Source organism: Micromonospora sp. NPDC049051 (assembly GCF_043197575.1).
Lineage (GTDB): Bacteria > Actinomycetota > Actinomycetes > Mycobacteriales > Micromonosporaceae > Micromonospora.
This window is the reverse complement of sequence record NZ_JBICTL010000005.1, coordinates 260,803-276,836: the sequence shown is the minus strand read 5'-3', so window position 1 is coordinate 276,836 and position 16,034 is coordinate 260,803. Positions and strand designations below refer to the sequence as shown.

Below are 16,034 nucleotides of genomic sequence, written 5' to 3'. Positions count from 1 at the left end.
GCCGCGTCGGGCCCCGGCCCGCCCCTATCCTCACGGGCATGCAGATCGATCTGGTCACCGTCGTCGTGGCCGAGTACGACCCGGCCATCGACTTCTTCACCGACGTGCTCGGCTTCGAGCTGGTCGAGGACTCCCCCTCGCTGACCAACGACGGCCGCCCGAAGCGCTGGGTCGTCGTCCGCCCGCCCGGCGCGCGGACCGGACTGCTGCTGGCCCGCGCCGACGGTGACCGGCAGGCGCAGGCTGTGGGTGACCAGGTCGCCGGCCGGGTCGGCTTCTTCCTCCGGGTCGACGACTTCGACGCCGCCCACCGGCGGATGGTCGAGGCGGGTGTCGAGTTCGTGAAGCCCCCGCGCACCGAGCCGCACGGCCGGGTCGCCGTCTTCCGCGACATCGCCGGCAACCTCTGGGACCTCCTCGGTTCCGCCTGACCACCCGCCCGACGGGGAGTCCTCGACTTCGAAACCGGCCCATTGAGCGATCGCTCAAAGCGCGGTACGCTCCGTCTTGAGCAACTGCTCAAAACGGAGGATGCCGATGCGGGCCGTCTACGTCGAGACGCTCATCGCCGCGCCGATGGAACGGGTCTGGCGGGTGACGCAGGACCCCGGCACACACCCGCGCTGGGACGTCCGGTTCAGCGCCATCGACCCCGTGCCGGGCACGACGCCCGCCCGGTTCCGCTACGTCACCCGGGTGCTGCCGGCCGTCCGGATCGGCGGGTACGGCGTGCACGCCGGCGAGCGGACCCGGCCGGACGGCACGCGTACCTCGGCGCTGCGCTTCGGCTCCGACGATCCGCGCTCCCTGATCGCGTCGGGCTCGGGCTACTGGCGTTACGTGCCCGGCCCCGCCGGGGTGCGGTTCCTGACGGGTTACACGTACGCCCCCCGCTGGGGAGCCTGGGGGCGGCTCGCCGACCTCGCGTTCCGCCCGGTGTTCGGCTGGGCCACGGCGTGGTCGTTCGACCGGCTGCGGCTGTGGCTGGAGCAGGACGTACCGCCGGAGCGGGCCCTGGGGAACGCGGCGCGCGAGGTGGCCCTCCGGGCGCTCGCGGTCGCGGGCGTCGGTGCCCTGGTCGCGTGGCTCGACGGCGCCCCCGCCGGGGCGCTCGCGGCGCTCGCCGCCTCGGTGGTCGCGGTGGCGCTGCCACCCCACCCGCACACCCCCGCCGCCCGCCGCTGCCGACGTCGGCCGCCCGACCGTCTCGCCGCCCGGGCCCCGTCGCTGTTGGAGAAGCTGTGACCTCCGTCTTCCAGCGCGCCCTGGGCGCCGACTTCGACCGACTGCATCCGCGACTGCGGCGCCGCTTCGGCGTCGACGGCGGCACCGACCTGGGCTGCGTCGGCACCGGCGTCATGGAGCGCGTCTGGCGGGGCCCCGCCTTCACGACGCCGTTCCTGCACCTGGGCACCCTGCGGCACATCCTGTTCCCGGAGACCGGCGTCGACGTCCCGTTCACCATCGAGAACTACGCCTACGCCGACTCGTACCGCCGGCCCACGCTGACGTTCGTGCGGACCTTCCAGGTGGCGACGCACCGCCGGCGCCGCTTCGACGCCACCATGGTCTACAGCCCGCGGCGCGGTGTCCTGGTCGACTACCTGGGCACCCACCAGCATCTCGCCGTCGACCTGCACCTGGGCGTCGATCCCACCGGCGCGCTGACCGTCCGCAGCGGCGCCCAGCGCTTCCGCGGCGGGCTGCCCTGCCCGGCGGCGCTCACCGGCCAGGCGCACCTGCGGGAGTGGTACGACGAGCGCAGCGGGCGCTTCCGCATCCAGGTACGGGTGACCAACCCGCTCGTCGGGCCGCTGTTCGGATACACGGGCAGCTTCACCGTCGAGTACGTCCGGCCCGGCCGGGCACCGGTGCCGGCGGCGGTGCGCCCCCTGCGGGAGAATCCCGGGGACTGACGGAAAGGACCCCCATGGCCGCCACCCGCCAGAAGCTGATCGACGGCGCGCTCGCGGCAATCCGCAGCCACGGCATCGCCGGCACCTCGGCCCGCACCATCGCCGCCGCCGCCGGGGTGAACCAGGCCCTGGTCTTCTACCACTTCGGCAGCGTCGACGCCCTGCTCGCCGAGGCCTGCCGGGACGCGACGGCGGCCCGCGTCGCGGTCTACCGCGCCCGCTTCGCACAGGTACGGTCGCTGGGCGAACTGCTCGACCTGGGTCGCGTCCTGCACGAGCAGGAACGGGCCGAGGGCAACGTGGCCGTCCTGGCCCAGCTGCTCGCGGGCGCCCAGACCGACGAGCGGCTCGCCGAGCCGACGGCCGCCGCGCTGCGGCTGTGGACGGCCGAGATCGAGACCGTGCTGCACCGGCTGCTGCGCGACTCGCCGGTCGCCGCGATCGCCGACCCGGCGGGGCTGGCCCGCGCGATCTCGGCCGCGTTCGTCGGCCTGGAACTCTTCGAGGGCGTCGACCCGGCCGGCGGGCGCGACGCCCTCGACGCGCTGGAACGCCTCGCGGTCCTGGTGGAGGTGCTCGACGACCTGGGCCCCCTGGCCCGCCGCGCCCTACGCACCCGCCTACGCCCCCGCCCCCGCTCCTAACCCACCCACCCCACCCCGCCCCGGCACGGCCGCGTTGATCATGAAGTTATCGACGCGACACGCCGATGCCGACGACAACAACTTCATGATCAACGGGGGGCCAGCGGGGGAGGGCAGGGGGCAGCGGGGTTAGGGGGTCAGGCGGTGGAGGTCGCGGGGGAAGGCGGTGACCTCTCGGATGTTGGTCGCGCCCGTGAGACGGGCCACGAAGCGTTCCAGGCCGATGGCGAAGCCGCCGTGCGGCGGCATGCCGTGCCGGAACGCGTCGACATAGCCGGCGTACGGCTCGACGGGCTCGCCCCGGGCGGCGAGCACCGCCAGGTAGTCGGCGTGCCGGTGCAGCCGCTGCCCGCCCGTCACCAGCTCCAGGCCCCGGAAGAGCAGGTCGAACCCGTTCGAGTACGCGGGCCGCGCCGGGTCGGGGTGGGTGTAGAAGGGCCGCTTCGCCATCGGGTACCCGGTGACGAAGAGGAACTCCGAGCCGTGCTCCCGCCGCGCCCACTCGCCCAGCGCCCGCTCGTGCGCCGGGGCGAGGTCCGGCTCGTCGGCCGGCGCGCCGGCGATCCTGAGCGCCTCGGTGAAGTGCACGGCGGGGATCTCGTCCGGCACGTCCGGGGCCGACACCCCGAGGGTGGCCAGCGCGGCCCCGGCCCGCTCGGTGACAGTGCCCAGCATCCCGGCCAGCGTGTCGCGCAGCACGGACATCACGTCCCGATGGTCGGCGACGAAGCCCAGCTCGGCGTCGAGCGAGGTGTACTGCGCCAGGTGGCGGACGGTGTCGTGCGGCTCGGCCCGGAACACCGGCCCGACCTCGTAGACGCGCTCGAACACGCCGACCATGAGCTGCTTGTAGAACTGCGGCGACTGGGCCAGGTACGCCGGCCGGCCGAACCAGTCCAGCGCGAAGACGTTCGCCCCGCTCTCGGTGGACGAGCCGACCACCTTCGGGGTGTGGATCTCCACGAAGTCGCGGGCGTCGAGCGTGGCCCGGAAGCCGGACACCGCCGCCGCCGAGACGCGCAGCGCCGCCGACCGGGTCGGGTGGCGCAGCGCGACGGGCGCATGGTCGAGCTGGGTGGGCAGGTTCGCGGTGAGCGCCGGCCGGTACAGGTCGAACGGCGGCGGTACGGCGGGCGGGCCGAGCGGTCGTACCGTCGGCGCGGTCAGCTCGACCCCGGCGGGGGCCGTCGGGTTCGCGACCACCGTGCCGGCGACCTCGACGACCGTCTCCTCGGTGAGTTTCTCCACCTCGGCACGGACGGCCGGGTCGGTGACCACCACCTGCGCGAGGCCGGCGGCGTCCCGGACGATCAGGAAGGCCACCGACTTGAGCGGGCGACGGCGGTGCACCCAGCCGGCGATCCGGACGGGCGCGCCGACGTGGGCGCGGAGTTGGCGGGACAGGACACGTCGCATGGCAGGGCTGCCTCTCGGTCGATCGCGACGCCTACCAGCTCCGGTGGCGGGCGTCGCCCCAACCCCGTCAGGTGCGGGCGAGCGGGAAACCTCGCGGTGCCACCACACCTTCGCCCCCGCGGAACGGGGGCCTCTTTCGTCGCCTTTTCACCGGGGCCAGCCGGGCGGGCTCTACTGGGCGGTGCGGCCTGCCCGCGCAGGCGCGCGGCGCGCCGGCCATCCGCCGTTCTTCCCGCAGCTCGGGAGGGTCTTCGCGGGCCCGGTGCCAGACCGCCTCGCAGCAACCGGCGGCTCTCTTCAACTGGCGGGTCGGGGCGCTACTCGGCTCCGTCACAGCTCTGGCGGCACGCTAGCACCCCCGCCGGGGCTCCTGTGACGGGTTTTCCGCCGACCCTCGTGTTGAGCGTCACGCGTTTCAGGGGTGACGCCGGTCGCCCGAACTACATCGACGGCGGCCGTCGGGCGTAGGCTCGGTTTCGTGACGATCGAGCACTCCGCGCCGACGACCGGCCAGGCAGCGCGCACGGCGACGCCCGCCCCCGAGGGGCGGCGTCTCCTGCGGATCGAGGCACGCAACGCCGAGACGCCGATCGAGCGCAAACCGCCGTGGATCAAGGTCAAGGCCAAGATGGGCCCGGAGTACACCCAGCTGCGCGGGCTCGTCTCGCGCGAGGGGCTGCACACCGTCTGCCAGGAGGCCGGCTGTCCCAACATCTACGAGTGCTGGGAGGACCGGGAGGCCACCTTCCTCATCGGTGGCGACCAGTGCACCCGGCGCTGCGACTTCTGCCAGATCGACACGGGCAAGCCGGCCGAGTTCGACGCCGACGAGCCGCGCCGGGTCGCCGAGTCGGTGGTCTCGATGGGCCTGCGCTACGCGACCATCACCGGCGTGGCCCGCGACGACCTGCCCGACGGCGGCGCCTGGCTCTACGCCGAGACCGTCCGGCAGATCCACACCCTCCAGCCCGGCTGCGGCGTGGAGCTGCTGATCCCCGACTTCAACGCGGTCCCCGAGCAGCTCGCCGAGGTCTTCGGCGCCCGGCCGGAGGTGCTGGCGCACAACGTGGAGACCGTGCCGCGGATCTTCAAGCGGATCCGGCCGGCGTTCCGCTACGAGCGGTCGCTGGACGTGATCCGGCAGGCCCGCGCCGACGGACTGGTCACCAAGTCCAACCTGATCCTGGGCATGGGCGAGGAGCGCGCCGAGGTCTCCCAGGCGCTGCGCGACCTGCACGACGCCGGGTGCGAGCTGATCACCATCACGCAGTACCTGCGCCCCACCCCCCGGCACCACCCGGTCACCCGCTGGGTCAAGCCGGAGGAGTTCGTCGAGCTGCGCGAGGAGGCCGAGGAGATCGGCTTCGCGGGCGTGATGAGCGGGCCGCTGGTGCGCTCGTCGTACCGGGCCGGGCGGCTCTACCGGCAGGCGCTGGAGGCCCGCGAGGCCCTTCCGGTCACCGCCGGCTGACCCGTCCCGGCGACGCGCCGGCCTCGTTCGACCACGGGCCGGCGGCCGACTGCCATGATCGGCTCATGACGGTCGGAGTACGCCACCGCCACCCGCGTCCCGCGACTCCGACCGCCCGCCGGCGGCTCCCGACTGTCCTCGCCGTACTCGCCGTCGTGGCGGGGATCGCCTACCGCCTCGGGCTGCTGCTGCACCACGCGCCGCCGACCAACAGCGACGAGGCCACCATGGGGCTGGCCGCGCTGCACATCGCGCGGGGACAGGAGTTCCCCGTCTGGTTCTACGGCCAGGCGTACATGGGGACGTTGGAGGCGTACCTGGCCGCACCGGTGTTCGCGCTGGCCGGCCCGTCGACGCTCGGGCTGCGCCTGCCCGTCCTCGCCCTGTACGCGGCCTTCGTCGTGCTCGCCTGGCGGCTGACGCTGCGGCTGACCGGGGACCGCTGGTTCGCCCTGCTCGTCGTGGCGCTGCTGGCGCTGGGCTCGGACCGGGTGGTGAAGAACCAGCTCATCGCCGGGGGCGGGTACCCGGAGATGAACGCGGCCGGGGTGGCGCTCGCCGTGCTGGCGTACGACCTGGCGGCCGGACGACCGGGACGCCGGCTGCCGCGCTGGGCGGCGTGGGGCTTCCTGGCCGGGCTGATGGTCTGGGTCGACCCGCTGGTGCTGCCGTACGTGGCGGCGACCGGCGCGGTGCTGCTCGCGTACCGGCGGCGGGAGCTGCGGGGCCGGGCCGGGGTGCTGCTCGGTGCCGCCGCGCTCCTCGGGGCCGCGCCGCTGCTGGTACAGAGCCTCGCCACGGGGCGCGACCCGCTCGCCGCGGTGCTGGCCGCCGGCGGCTCCGGGCAGGCCGCCGGCTGGGCGGACCGGCTGCACGGCGGGCTGGTGCTCGGCCCGCCGCTGGGCATGGGCTTCTGCTCCCCCGGTCACTGCGCCGGCTGGCAGTTGTGGTGGGCCGCAGCCCTTCCCATCCTCCTGCTCCTGGCCACCGTCACGGCCCTCCGCCTGCTCCGCCGACCGCCCGCCCCCGCCGATCTTGGACACCTGCCGTCGGCACCGGACGGCAACTGTCCAAGATCTGGGGACGCCGTGGCGCGGGTCCGGGCGGCCCTGTCGCTCGCCCTGGTCGGGGCAGCCGTCGCGACGCTGGCCGCCTACACGCTGAGCAGCGCGGCCGGGCGTACACCGGTCGAAAGCTCCCGGTACCTGTCCTGCCTGCTCATCTCGGTGCCCGCGCTGCTGTGGCCGCTGTGGGCCGCCGCCCGGCGGCGGACGGCCCACCTGCCCCGCGTCGCGGCGGGCGGGGCGGTCGCCCACCTGCCCCGCGTCGCAGTGGGCGGGGCGCTCGCAGCCACCCTCGGCACCGCCGCCGTGGCGACCGCCGGCGCGGTGGGCGCCGCGCCGACCGCCCGCGCCGCCGAGGCCCGGCACGCCGAACTGGTGGCCGCGCTACGCCAGCGGGGCGTCCGGCACGTGTACGGCGGCTACTGGACCTGCAACCGGCTCACCTTCGCCGCCCGGGAGGACGTGCTCTGCGCGGTGGTCGACGACGACCTGCGCCCGGGGCACGACCGGTACCTGCCGTACCGCCGGGCGGTGTGGGGATCGGCGGCGCCGGCGTGGGTCGCGCCGGCCGGGTCGCCGCTGGCCACCCGTCTGGACGAGCGCCTGCGCACCGATCCGGCCGCGCTCGACCTGGTCGTGGTCCCCGGCTGGCGGATCTACCTGCCCGGCCGGTGACCGCCGGACCACGCCCGGCCGCGGACCACCTGGACTGAGCCCGGCCGCGGACAGTGCGACGTGCGGCGACCACTAGACTCTGTGGCATGGCAAAGCCCCAGGAGAAGGTCTCGTTCGGCCAGCGGCTGAAGCAGATCGGGATGGTGTTCAAGTTCACCGCCAAGCAGGACCGGTGGTTCGCGCCGTTGGCCGCCGGCGCGGTGCTGATCCCGCTCGCGCTCACCGTGGTCGCGGTCCTGATCTGGGGCTGGATCTGGCTGCCGCTGGGCATCCTGTTCGCCCTGCTCTGCCTGCTGATCGTGCTCAACCTGCGGTCCAACCGGGCGATGATGAACGCCGCCGAGGGGCAGCCCGGCGCGGCGGCCCAGATCATGGAGAGCATGCGCGGCGACTGGCGGGTCACCCCGGCCGTCAGCTCCACCACCCAGATGGACATGGTCCACCTGGTCATCGGCCGGCCGGGCGTGATCCTGCTGGCGGAGGGCAACCCGCAGCGGGTGCGCGGCCTGCTCGGCCAGGAGAAGCGGCGGCTGGCGAAGGTGATCGGCTCCGCCCCGCTCTTCGACTACGTGATCGGTCAGGAGGAGGGCGAGCTGCCGATCCGCAAGCTGCGGATGACGTTGATGCGGCTGCCGCGCAACCTCAGCGGCAAGGACGTCAACTCGCTCGACAAGCGGCTCAAGGCGCTCACCGCCCGCCCGCAGATGCCCAAGGGCGCGATCCCGAAGAACATGCGGCCCCCGCGCGGCGCGTTCCGCCAGACGCGCGGTCGCTGACCCGCGACGCGTACGCGAGCAGGAGCCGGGCCCGTGCGAAGGGCCCGGCTCCTGCTGCGTCTCAGGGGGCGTGCCGGGTCAGGGGCGCGGGGCGTCGGTGACGACGGAGCCCGCCAGGCGGTCGTGCAGGCCACGACGGTGGTTGTCCATCAGCAGGGCCGGCACGACCAGGGCGAGCAGCAGACCGCGCAGCAGGGCCCGCAGCAGCCCGATACGGCCGCCGTCGGCCCAGGCGACGCAGCGGATCTTCGTGATGAACATGCCGGGCGTCTGGGCGAAGAGGCCGAGGAAGAAGCCGTACTCGACGATGAGCACCAGCACGGGCGCCCACCCGTCGCGGACCGGGTCGGAGAAGAACCCGGCGACCAGGAGGCAGAGCACCCAGTCGATCACCAGTGCGCCGAACCGGCGGCCCAGGCTGGGCGGGGTGAAGGTGGGATCCGACGCGGGGGGTACGGGGCGATCATGCGGGTTGGTCACAGCGGTCAAGGGTATCCAGGTCGGAGAGACGGATCGGGGACGACCACCCGCACCACGAGTGCGACGGGCTGACGCCGGCCTGCTCCGCCAGCAACCGCACGACAAAAAGGGGCGAAAGCGAGCAGACATCAATAGAATTACCCAGCCGATGACGTCCCGCTGCCCGGTCGCACCCCGCCCGAGCGGCGCGGATGACGCTCCGCGAGGGACGTAACACGGCAGAAACACTCAAGACACGGCCGGGCAACCGCACGGCCATAGCGTCGTCAGGAGCCTAGCCACCCGTGGACGTGCCAGGAGGACGTGTGTTCGCCAATCCCGAGGAACTCCTGCGATACCTCAAGAACGAGGACGTGAAGTTCGTCGACGTACGTTTTTGTGACCTGCCCGGTGTGATGCAGCACTTCAACCTGCCGGTCGAGTCGGTCGACGATGCCTTCTTCACCGAGGGCCTGGCCTTCGACGGCTCGTCGATCCGCGGTTTCCAGGCGATCCACGAGTCGGACATGCTCCTGCTCCCGGACGTCGCCACCGCCTTCATCGACCCCTTCCGGGCCCAGAAGACCCTCGCGCTCAACTTCTTCATCCACGACCCGTTCACCCGCGAGGCCTACAGCCGGGACCCGCGCAACGTGGCGAAGAAGGCCGAGGCCTACCTGGCCGCCAGCGGCATCGCCGACACCGCGTACTTCGGCGCGGAGGCGGAGTTCTACATCTTCGACTCGATCCGCCACGAGACCTCGGCGCACCAGTCGTTCTACTACATCGACTCGGTCGAGGGCGCCTGGAACACCGGCCGCGAGGAGCCGGGCGGCAACCGCGGCTACAAGACCGCCTACAAGGGCGGCTACTTCCCGGTGCCGCCGGTCGACCACTACGCCGACCTGCGCGACAGCATCGTGCGCCGGCTCGTCGACAGCGGGTTCACCGTGGAGCGCTCGCACCACGAGGTGGGCACCGCCGGCCAGTCCGAGATCAACTACCGGTTCTCGACGCTGCTGCACGCCGCCGACCAGCTCCAGCTCTTCAAGTACATCGTGAAGAACGAGACCTGGGCCAACGGCAAGACCGCGACGTTCATGCCGAAGCCGCTCTTCGGTGACAACGGCTCCGGCATGCACACCCACCAGAGCCTCTGGCTGAACGGCGAGCCGCTGTTCTACGACGAGACCGGCTACGCCGGCCTCTCGGACATGGCCCGCTGGTACATCGGCGGCCTGCTGCACCACGCCCCGTCGCTGCTGGCCTTCACCAACCCGACGGTCAACTCGTACCGCCGGTTGGTGCCGGGCTTCGAGGCGCCGGTGAACCTGGTCTACTCGCAGCGCAACCGGTCCGCCTGCACCCGCATCCCGGTCACCGGCAACAACCCGAAGGCCAAGCGGGTCGAGTTCCGCGTGCCGGACCCGTCGGCCAACGTCTACCTGGCCTTCTCGGCGATGATGATGGCCGGCCTGGACGGCATCAAGAGCAAGATCGAGCCGCCGGCCCCGATCGACAAGGACCTCTACGACCTCCCGCCGGAGGAGTGGGGCGACGTCAAGCAGGTGCCGGGCTCGCTGTCGGCGGTGCTCGACTCCCTCGAGGCCGACCACGACTACCTGCTCGACGGCGGCGTCTTCACCCCCGACCTGATCTCCACCTGGATCGAGTGGAAGCGCACCAACGAGGTCGACCCGGTGCGCCTGCGCCCGACCCCGCACGAGTTCGCCATGTACTTCGACTGCTGATTCGAATATCCGCAGGAAGGCCCCGGGTCCGCCCGGGGCCTTCCTTCTTCTCGTCCGATGGCTTTCCTTCTCCGTCCCGGAGCCCTGCGTTCTTCGTGGACCAGGCGATGCCACTCTTCGGCAAGTGCGCCACGACCTCCAACTGCCGACCCGCGCGCAGCCGACCGGTCGACACCGCCCGAGCCGCACGACCGGTGGAACACCATGGGTGTCTCCGGCGGGTTTTGACAGCCATGGTGTTCCACCGGTGCCGCCGGCCCACGTTGGGGCTCGTGTTGCAGCCGCGCGGGGTGGCAGCGGTGCAGGCAATCGCAACGTGGAGCGACGCAGCCGAAAGGGCCGCCCCATACCTTCGCGTCCGTTATATTGCGGGCGTGGACACACCGCTGCGCGAACCCACCTTCCTGATCCTCACCGCGCTGGCCGGCGAGCCGCTGCACGGCTACGGCCTGATCGGCGAGGTCGCCGCCCTCTCCGACGGGCGCGTGTCGCTGCGCCCCGGCACCCTCTACGGCGCGCTCGACCGGCTGACCGACGCCGGCCTGGTGGAGGTCGACCGCGAGGAGGTGGTGGACGGCCGGCTACGCCGCTACTACCGCCTCTCCCCCGCCGGCGACGCCACGCTGAGCGCCGAGACCGAGCGCCTGCGCCGCAACGTCGAGGCGGCCACCGCCCGGCTGCGCGCCCGCGCGTCCCGGCCGCTCGCCGCGCGTACCGCCGGAGGGTTGGCATGAGCGACCTGGAGCGGCGCTACCACCGCCTGCTGCGGGCCTACCCGGCCGAATACCGGCGGGCCCGCGGCGCGGAGATCGTCGGCACGTACCTCGACCTGGCCGCCCCGGACCGACGCTGGCCCTCTCCCGCGGACGCCGCGGACCTGCTGCGCGGCGGCCTGCGTCAGCGGCTGCGGGCCGCCGGAGCCGCCGACCTGGTTCCGGGCGTACGCCTCGCCGCCGTCCTCGCCTTCGTCACCGCGACCGCGCTGGCGGGGGCCTGGTCGGTGCTGGAGCTGCACCCGCCGACGGCGCCGTGGGACGTGCCGCACGCCGGACCGTTCGTCTCGCTCGGGATCGGGGTGTGGGCGGCCTGGCTGCTCGCCGCGGCCGTGCACGCGGCGGCCCCGGGTCGGTGGACCCGTCGCGCCGTGGCCCTCGCCCTGCTGCTCACGGTGGCGGTCGTACCGGTTGCGGCCCTCGCCGGCCTGCCCCGACCACCGCTGTTCGTGCTGCTGCCACAGGTCGGGCTGGGGCTGGTGGCGCTGGCCCTGCCCGAACGGCTGCCGGCGCTGATCCGGACGGCGCCCCTGCTCGCGGTGGCCGCCGCCGGCCTCACGAGTGTCAACCTGCTGCCCCGCAACGACTTCTACGTCAGCTACTACGGCTGGACGGCGAGCGGGGTGCTGCCCGGCGCCGCCGTGACACTGCTCGTCGTGGTGCTGTTGCTCGGGACCGGGTTGGCCCTGCGGGCCGACCACCGGGGCGGCTGGGCGCTGCTGGTGCTGCTGCCCCCGGTCGGCTTGCTCTTCCTTCAGCCGCTGGCCGGCGCGCTCGACGGCAACATGCGCGGCGCGCCCAACCCCGGCTGGGACGCCCTCGCCGCGACGGCCGTCCTGGTCGGCGTCGCCGGCCCCGCGCTGCTGCCGCTGGCGCTCGCCCTGCGCAGGCGCCTACGCGGACCCGGGCCGGTCGGCACCGGCGACCGCTGCCCGTCCTGCGGCCGTACCACCGAGCGGGTCCCGTAGACCAGGGGCAGCGGCACCCGGGCGGCGAGTGGAACACCACGGCTGTCACCCGAGGTTCTGACAGCCACAGCGTTCCACTCGCCGCAGCTACGACCGCGAGTGGCGGGGCCCCGCCTCGGCGTCAGGTGACGACGCCCGGCCCCGGCGGTGAGGGGCGGGGCGGCCCTCGCCGAGAGGTTCGCCCGCGGTGGCGGGAGGGCGGTCAGCGCAGGGCCGCCTCCCATTCCCGCGTGTGGGCGGCGAGGTGGTCGGCGGTGGCCAGCCAGTACGGGCCGTCCTCGGTCCAGATCCGGGCCCACGGCTCGCGCCGCTGCTCCGCGCCCTCGCGCAGCAGTTCGTACATCGCCCGGGCGCGGGGGCCGAGCATCCCGGCCAGGGCCGGGCGGGACGCCTCGTCGAGACGGTAGCCGTCGGCGAAGGCGCGCAGCCGGGCCGCCGACTCGGCCACCGGCCGGTCCGGACGCAGGCCGGCCATGCTCTGCGCGGCGTACGCGACGTCCCACAGCCGGGAGCCCGGCGCGGCGGCGTCCCAGTCGATCAGCACCCAGCCCCGGTCCGCCCTGATCAGGTTCCAGGGGGCCACGTCGTTGTGGCAGACGAGTTCCTCCCGGTCGGGCGGGATGAGCCGCTGCCACGCCGCGCCGGCCGGCGGGGTGAAGCCGGCCAGCGCCTCGTGCAGCTCGGCCAGCATCCGGCCGATCGCGAACAGGTCCGCCACCGGGTACGTGCCCGACGCCGCGCCGACCTCGCCGGGGACGTACTCCAGCACCTGCCGGCCCTGTGCGTCCCGGCCGAGGGGTCGGGGCGCGCCGGAGAATCCCACCGCGTGCAGGTGCTCCAGCAGGGCGTCCACCGCGTCGGTCCAGGGGCCGGCCGGGCGGCGCACGGTGTCGCCGACGCGCACCACACCGGCGGTGGCGTTGCTCGGCAACGGTTCCTCGGCTGCGCTCATCCCACGATCATGGACCCGCCAGCCGCGGCGCGCCACGGACCTCGGCCGGGCGCGCGGCACGGGCGCGACGCGCCCCGAGGACGCGGCGCGAACCCCGCCGGCCGGAACGCGCGGCACGGCCCCTCAGTCCGGGGGCGCGGGCCGGGCCCGGCGGAGTCGGAGCAGGCCCCACACCGCCAGCCCGGCCGCCAGCGCCGTCATCGCCAGCGCGCCCGGGGCCTTGCTGAACCGGGCCAGGTTGGTGCCGTCGGGCAGGGCGAGGAAGGCCGCCGCCGCGCAGGGCGCCACGAACCAGGTCGTACGCGTCGCGGCGACCGCGAGCAGCGCCAGGGGCCAGGTGGCGTACCAGGGGTGGAAGACCGGGGCCAGCGCGACCGTGGCGGTCAGCGCCAGCCCGGCCCCGAGCAGCGCGGCCTGGGGGCGGGCGGCGTCCGGGCGGGCCACCCGCTGCCCGACGCCGCTCGCCCGGCGCAGCCCCGTCCACGCCCGCCACCACAGCGCCGTCACCAGCACGGCGAGCAGCAGCAGGGCCGCCGCGCGGACGACCGGCACCGCGCCCGGCTCCCGGCCGACGAGCCCGCCCGCGTAGTCGACGACGAAGCCGACCGCCGTGGGCGGCGACGTCCACTGCTCCGAGTCGCCGCTGCGGGTCAGCCCGCCCACCCAGCCGAGGCCGAGCCCGGAGAGCAGGGATGTGACGGCCACCCCGCCGAGCATCCCGCCGGCCAGCCAGCCGCCGTCGCGCAGCAGCGCCCGTACGGTGTGGCGGCCGTGCACGGCGGCCAGCGCCGCGAACGGGAGCACCACCACGGCGGTCGCCTTCACCGTCACCGCCAGCCCGAGCAGCGCCCCGGCCAGCAGCAGCGGCCCCGGCCGGCCGGGCCGGCGGAGGAGCACCAGCAGCCCCAGCGTCAGCAGGCCGAGCATCACCGCGTCGTTGTGCGCGCCGGCGATCAGGTGCACCCCGACCAGCGGGCTGGCCAGCGCCAGCCAGGCCGCCCGGCGGGCGGGTACGCCGGCGGCCCGGGCCAGCTTCGGCAGGCAGACGGCGGCCAGCAGCACTCCGGCGACCGCGAGCAGCCGGAACGCCACGATCGCACCCACCAGGCCGCCGCCGAGGGTCACGGCGAGCGCGGCGAGCAGCACGAAGACCGGCCCGTACGGCGCCGGCGTGTCCCGCCAGATCGGCGCCACCGAGTCCACCCAGGGACAGCCGGCCTCGGCGACACCGTTCACGTACGGGTCGACGCCGTGCGCGTACGCCCAGCCCTGGCAGGCGTACGAGTAGACGTCCCGGCTGCCCAGCGGCGGCGCGGCCAGCAGCGGCAGCGCCCACAGCCCGGCGGTCCGGTACGCCCACCGCGTCGACGGCGCGCCCCGGCGCAGCGCCCACCAGGCGCCGACCAGCAGCCCGGTGCCGACGAGCCACAGCGCGACGGTCCACGGCTCGCCGCCGAGGCCGGCAGCAGGGGTGGCCGCCCGGGGCAGCGCGCCGCCGAGCCAGCCGGCGACGGTCAGCAGCACCGCCCCGACCAGGCCGGCCCACCGGGCGAGCCCGGCGGCACCGGGCGACGGCGGAGCAGGCCCGGACGACGGGGGTCCGGGCGACGGCGGAGGCCCGGGTGGCGGGTCCTGGGACGGCGGCGGACCGGGCGGTGCCGGGCCCTGGGACGGCGGCGGGCCCTGGATGGGCTGCGGACCGGGCGGTCGCGGGGTGCCGGGCGTGGCCGGCGGGGTGCCGGGAGTGGTCACCGGCGGCCCTCTCCTCAGTCCACGGCGGCCGGTCGACGGGCCGCTCGGGCCGACCGTACCAAGCGGACCACCACCACGATCACGAACAGCGTCATCAGCGGCGCCCCGACCGTCTTGGTGTACCGGGCCAGGCCGGTGCCGTCGGCGAGCACCAGGAACGACGAGACGATCGTGACCACCGCGAACCAGCCGGTACGCCGCGCCGTGGCCGCGAGCACCGCCAGCGGCCAGGTCCAGTACCAGGGGTGGAACAGCGGGGCGAGCGCGACGGTGGCGGCCAGCGCGAGGCCGGCGTGCCAGATCGGCTCCCGGGTGCGCGCCCGCCACCACAGCCAGAGCAGCACCAGCGCCAGCGCCGCCATGCCGATCCCCCGGGTGACCGGCAGCGGGTCGCCGTGCCAGCCGAACGGCGCGGCGAGGTAGGCGACGGTCTGCCCCACCGCCGTCGGCGGCGAGGTCCAGGCGATCACCAGGCCGCCCTGCTCCAGCCCGGTCACCCAGCCGAAGCCCAGGCCGGTGGCGAGGGTCGCGCCGACCACGGCGGCGACCGCCCCGCCGACCACCCAGCCGCCGTCGCGCAGCAGCGCCCTGATCGAGTACGCCCCGACGATCGCGGCCAGCGCGGCGAACGGCACCACGACCAGCGCGGTCACCTTGATGGCGGCGGCGAGCCCGAGCAGCACTCCCCCGCCGAGCAGCGGCCCGGGGCGGCCCGGCCGGGACACCACCACGGCCAGCCCGGCGACGAGCAGCCCCACCATCAGCGCGTCGTTGTGCGCGCCCGAGACCAGGTGCACCCCGATCAGCGGCGAACCGAGCGCCAGCCAGACCGCCCGCCCGGCCGGTACGCCGCAGCGGCGGGCCAGCGTCGGCAGGGTGGCCGCCGTCAGCCCGACGCCGACGACGGCGAGCAGCCGGAACAGCACGATGCTGCCGTACAGGGAGCCGGTCGCCTCGACCACCGCCCCGGCGAGCAGCACGAACAGCGGCCCGTACGGCGCGGCGGTGTCCCGCCAGATGTACGAGATGGTGTCCAGCCACGGGCACGGCAACGCGGAGACGCCCTGCTCGTACGGGTTGAGCCCGGCGGCGTAGCTGGCGCCCTGGCAGGCGTACGCGTAGACGTCCCGGCTGCCCAGCGGCGGCGTGACCAGCAGCGGCAGCAGCCACAGCCCGACGGTGACCAGCGCCCAGCGGGTCGAGGGCACGCGGTCGCGCAGCGACCACCAGGCGTACGCCATCGCGCCGGTGCCGACCGCCCAGGTGGCGATGATCAGCGGGCCGTACGGGCCCTGCCAGATGCTGACCGGGGTGGGACGCAGGTCGCCGTCGGGGAACGCGCCGCCGAGGAACGCGGCCACGGCGAGCAGCGTCGAGCCGGCGAGACCGATCCAGCGCGCGAGGTGGTGAGGCACGC

15 protein-coding genes are annotated in these 16,034 nt (G+C 74.7%); 10 read left to right on the top strand and 5 right to left on the bottom strand.

Annotated elements, in window-relative coordinates; genetic code table 11:
* Positions 1-38 precede the first annotated feature (38 nt).
* The 4 genes from ACGFIR_RS22445 (at position 39) to ACGFIR_RS22430 (ending at position 2,560) form a co-directional block, all read left to right on the top strand.
* The gene (locus ACGFIR_RS22445; RefSeq protein ID WP_393146935.1) at positions 39-431 is read left to right on the top strand and encodes a VOC family protein; all 393 of its coding nucleotides are present in this window, start codon (positions 39-41) and stop codon (positions 429-431) included.
* A 106-nt stretch (positions 432-537) separates the two neighbouring features.
* The gene (locus tag ACGFIR_RS22440) at positions 538-1,245 is read left to right on the top strand and encodes an SRPBCC family protein (RefSeq protein WP_393146933.1); all 708 of its coding nucleotides are present in this window, start codon (positions 538-540) and stop codon (positions 1,243-1,245) included.
* Entirely contained in the window at positions 1,242-1,916 is a 675-nt protein-coding gene (locus tag ACGFIR_RS22435) for a DUF4166 domain-containing protein (RefSeq protein ID WP_393001965.1), read from the top strand. The genes ACGFIR_RS22440 and ACGFIR_RS22435 overlap by 4 nt, the downstream gene beginning before the upstream one ends.
* 14 nt (positions 1,917-1,930) lie before the next feature.
* Positions 1,931-2,560, top strand: a complete 630-nt coding sequence (locus tag ACGFIR_RS22430) for a TetR/AcrR family transcriptional regulator (protein WP_393146931.1) — start codon at positions 1,931-1,933, stop codon at positions 2,558-2,560.
* A gap of 129 nt (positions 2,561-2,689) precedes the next feature.
* On the opposite strand, the gene aspS is transcribed toward ACGFIR_RS22430, so the two are convergent.
* Positions 2,690-3,976, bottom strand: coding sequence for an aspartate--tRNA(Asn) ligase (aspS, locus tag ACGFIR_RS22425; protein WP_393146929.1), 1,287 nt, complete (start codon positions 3,974-3,976; stop codon positions 2,690-2,692).
* Between the two features lie 421 nt (positions 3,977-4,397).
* Here aspS and lipA point away from each other — a divergent pair, with 421 nt between their 5' ends.
* The 3 genes from lipA to ACGFIR_RS22410 all read left to right on the top strand — a co-directional run bounded on the left by lipA (position 4,398) and on the right by ACGFIR_RS22410 (position 7,962).
* The gene (gene lipA, locus ACGFIR_RS22420; RefSeq protein WP_393001959.1) at positions 4,398-5,447 is read left to right on the top strand and encodes a lipoyl synthase; all 1,050 of its coding nucleotides are present in this window, start codon (positions 4,398-4,400) and stop codon (positions 5,445-5,447) included.
* 65 nt (positions 5,448-5,512) lie between these two features.
* A complete protein-coding gene (locus ACGFIR_RS22415; RefSeq protein WP_393146927.1) occupies positions 5,513-7,186 on the top strand; it encodes a hypothetical protein in 1,674 nt (557 codons plus the stop codon).
* An 86-nt stretch (positions 7,187-7,272) separates the two neighbouring features.
* Positions 7,273-7,962, top strand: a complete 690-nt coding sequence (locus ACGFIR_RS22410) for a DUF4191 domain-containing protein (RefSeq protein WP_393001955.1) — start codon at positions 7,273-7,275, stop codon at positions 7,960-7,962.
* A 78-nt stretch (positions 7,963-8,040) separates the two neighbouring features.
* On the opposite strand, the gene ACGFIR_RS22405 is transcribed toward ACGFIR_RS22410, so the two are convergent.
* The gene (locus ACGFIR_RS22405; protein WP_393146925.1) at positions 8,041-8,442 is read right to left on the bottom strand and encodes an RDD family protein; all 402 of its coding nucleotides are present in this window, start codon (positions 8,440-8,442) and stop codon (positions 8,041-8,043) included.
* 305 nt (positions 8,443-8,747) lie between these two features.
* On the opposite strand from ACGFIR_RS22405, the gene glnA reads away from it, so the two are divergent.
* The 3 genes from glnA (at position 8,748) to ACGFIR_RS22390 (ending at position 11,913) form a co-directional block, all read left to right on the top strand.
* Positions 8,748-10,172 (top strand): type I glutamate--ammonia ligase, encoded by a 1,425-nt coding sequence (gene glnA / locus ACGFIR_RS22400; protein ID WP_393001951.1) that lies wholly within the window; start codon positions 8,748-8,750, stop codon positions 10,170-10,172.
* A 374-nt stretch (positions 10,173-10,546) separates the two neighbouring features.
* Positions 10,547-10,906 (top strand): PadR family transcriptional regulator, encoded by a 360-nt coding sequence (locus ACGFIR_RS22395; RefSeq protein WP_393001949.1) that lies wholly within the window; start codon positions 10,547-10,549, stop codon positions 10,904-10,906.
* Positions 10,903-11,913 carry a hypothetical protein gene (locus tag ACGFIR_RS22390; RefSeq protein WP_393146923.1) on the top strand — a complete coding sequence of 337 codons (1,011 nt, stop codon included), beginning with the start codon at positions 10,903-10,905 and terminating at the stop codon, positions 11,911-11,913. Before ACGFIR_RS22395 ends, ACGFIR_RS22390 begins: the two co-directional genes overlap by 4 nt.
* A 202-nt stretch (positions 11,914-12,115) precedes the next feature.
* Here the strand turns inward: ACGFIR_RS22390 and ACGFIR_RS22385 are convergent, their stop codons facing one another.
* The 3 genes from ACGFIR_RS22385 to mptB (ACGFIR_RS22375) all read right to left on the bottom strand — a co-directional run bounded on the left by ACGFIR_RS22385 (position 12,116) and on the right by mptB (ACGFIR_RS22375) (position 16,032).
* A complete protein-coding gene (locus tag ACGFIR_RS22385) occupies positions 12,116-12,865 on the bottom strand; it encodes a phosphotransferase (protein ID WP_393146921.1) in 750 nt (249 codons plus the stop codon).
* 123 nt (positions 12,866-12,988) lie between these two features.
* Positions 12,989-14,617: a polyprenol phosphomannose-dependent alpha 1,6 mannosyltransferase MptB gene (gene mptB / locus ACGFIR_RS22380; RefSeq protein ID WP_393146919.1), complete on the bottom strand. Its 1,629-nt coding sequence runs from the start codon at positions 14,615-14,617 to the stop codon at positions 12,989-12,991.
* Between the two features lie 14 nt (positions 14,618-14,631).
* Positions 14,632-16,032, bottom strand: a complete 1,401-nt coding sequence (gene mptB, locus ACGFIR_RS22375; RefSeq protein WP_393147282.1) for a polyprenol phosphomannose-dependent alpha 1,6 mannosyltransferase MptB — start codon at positions 16,030-16,032, stop codon at positions 14,632-14,634.
* Between the last annotated feature and the right edge of the window lie 2 nt (positions 16,033-16,034).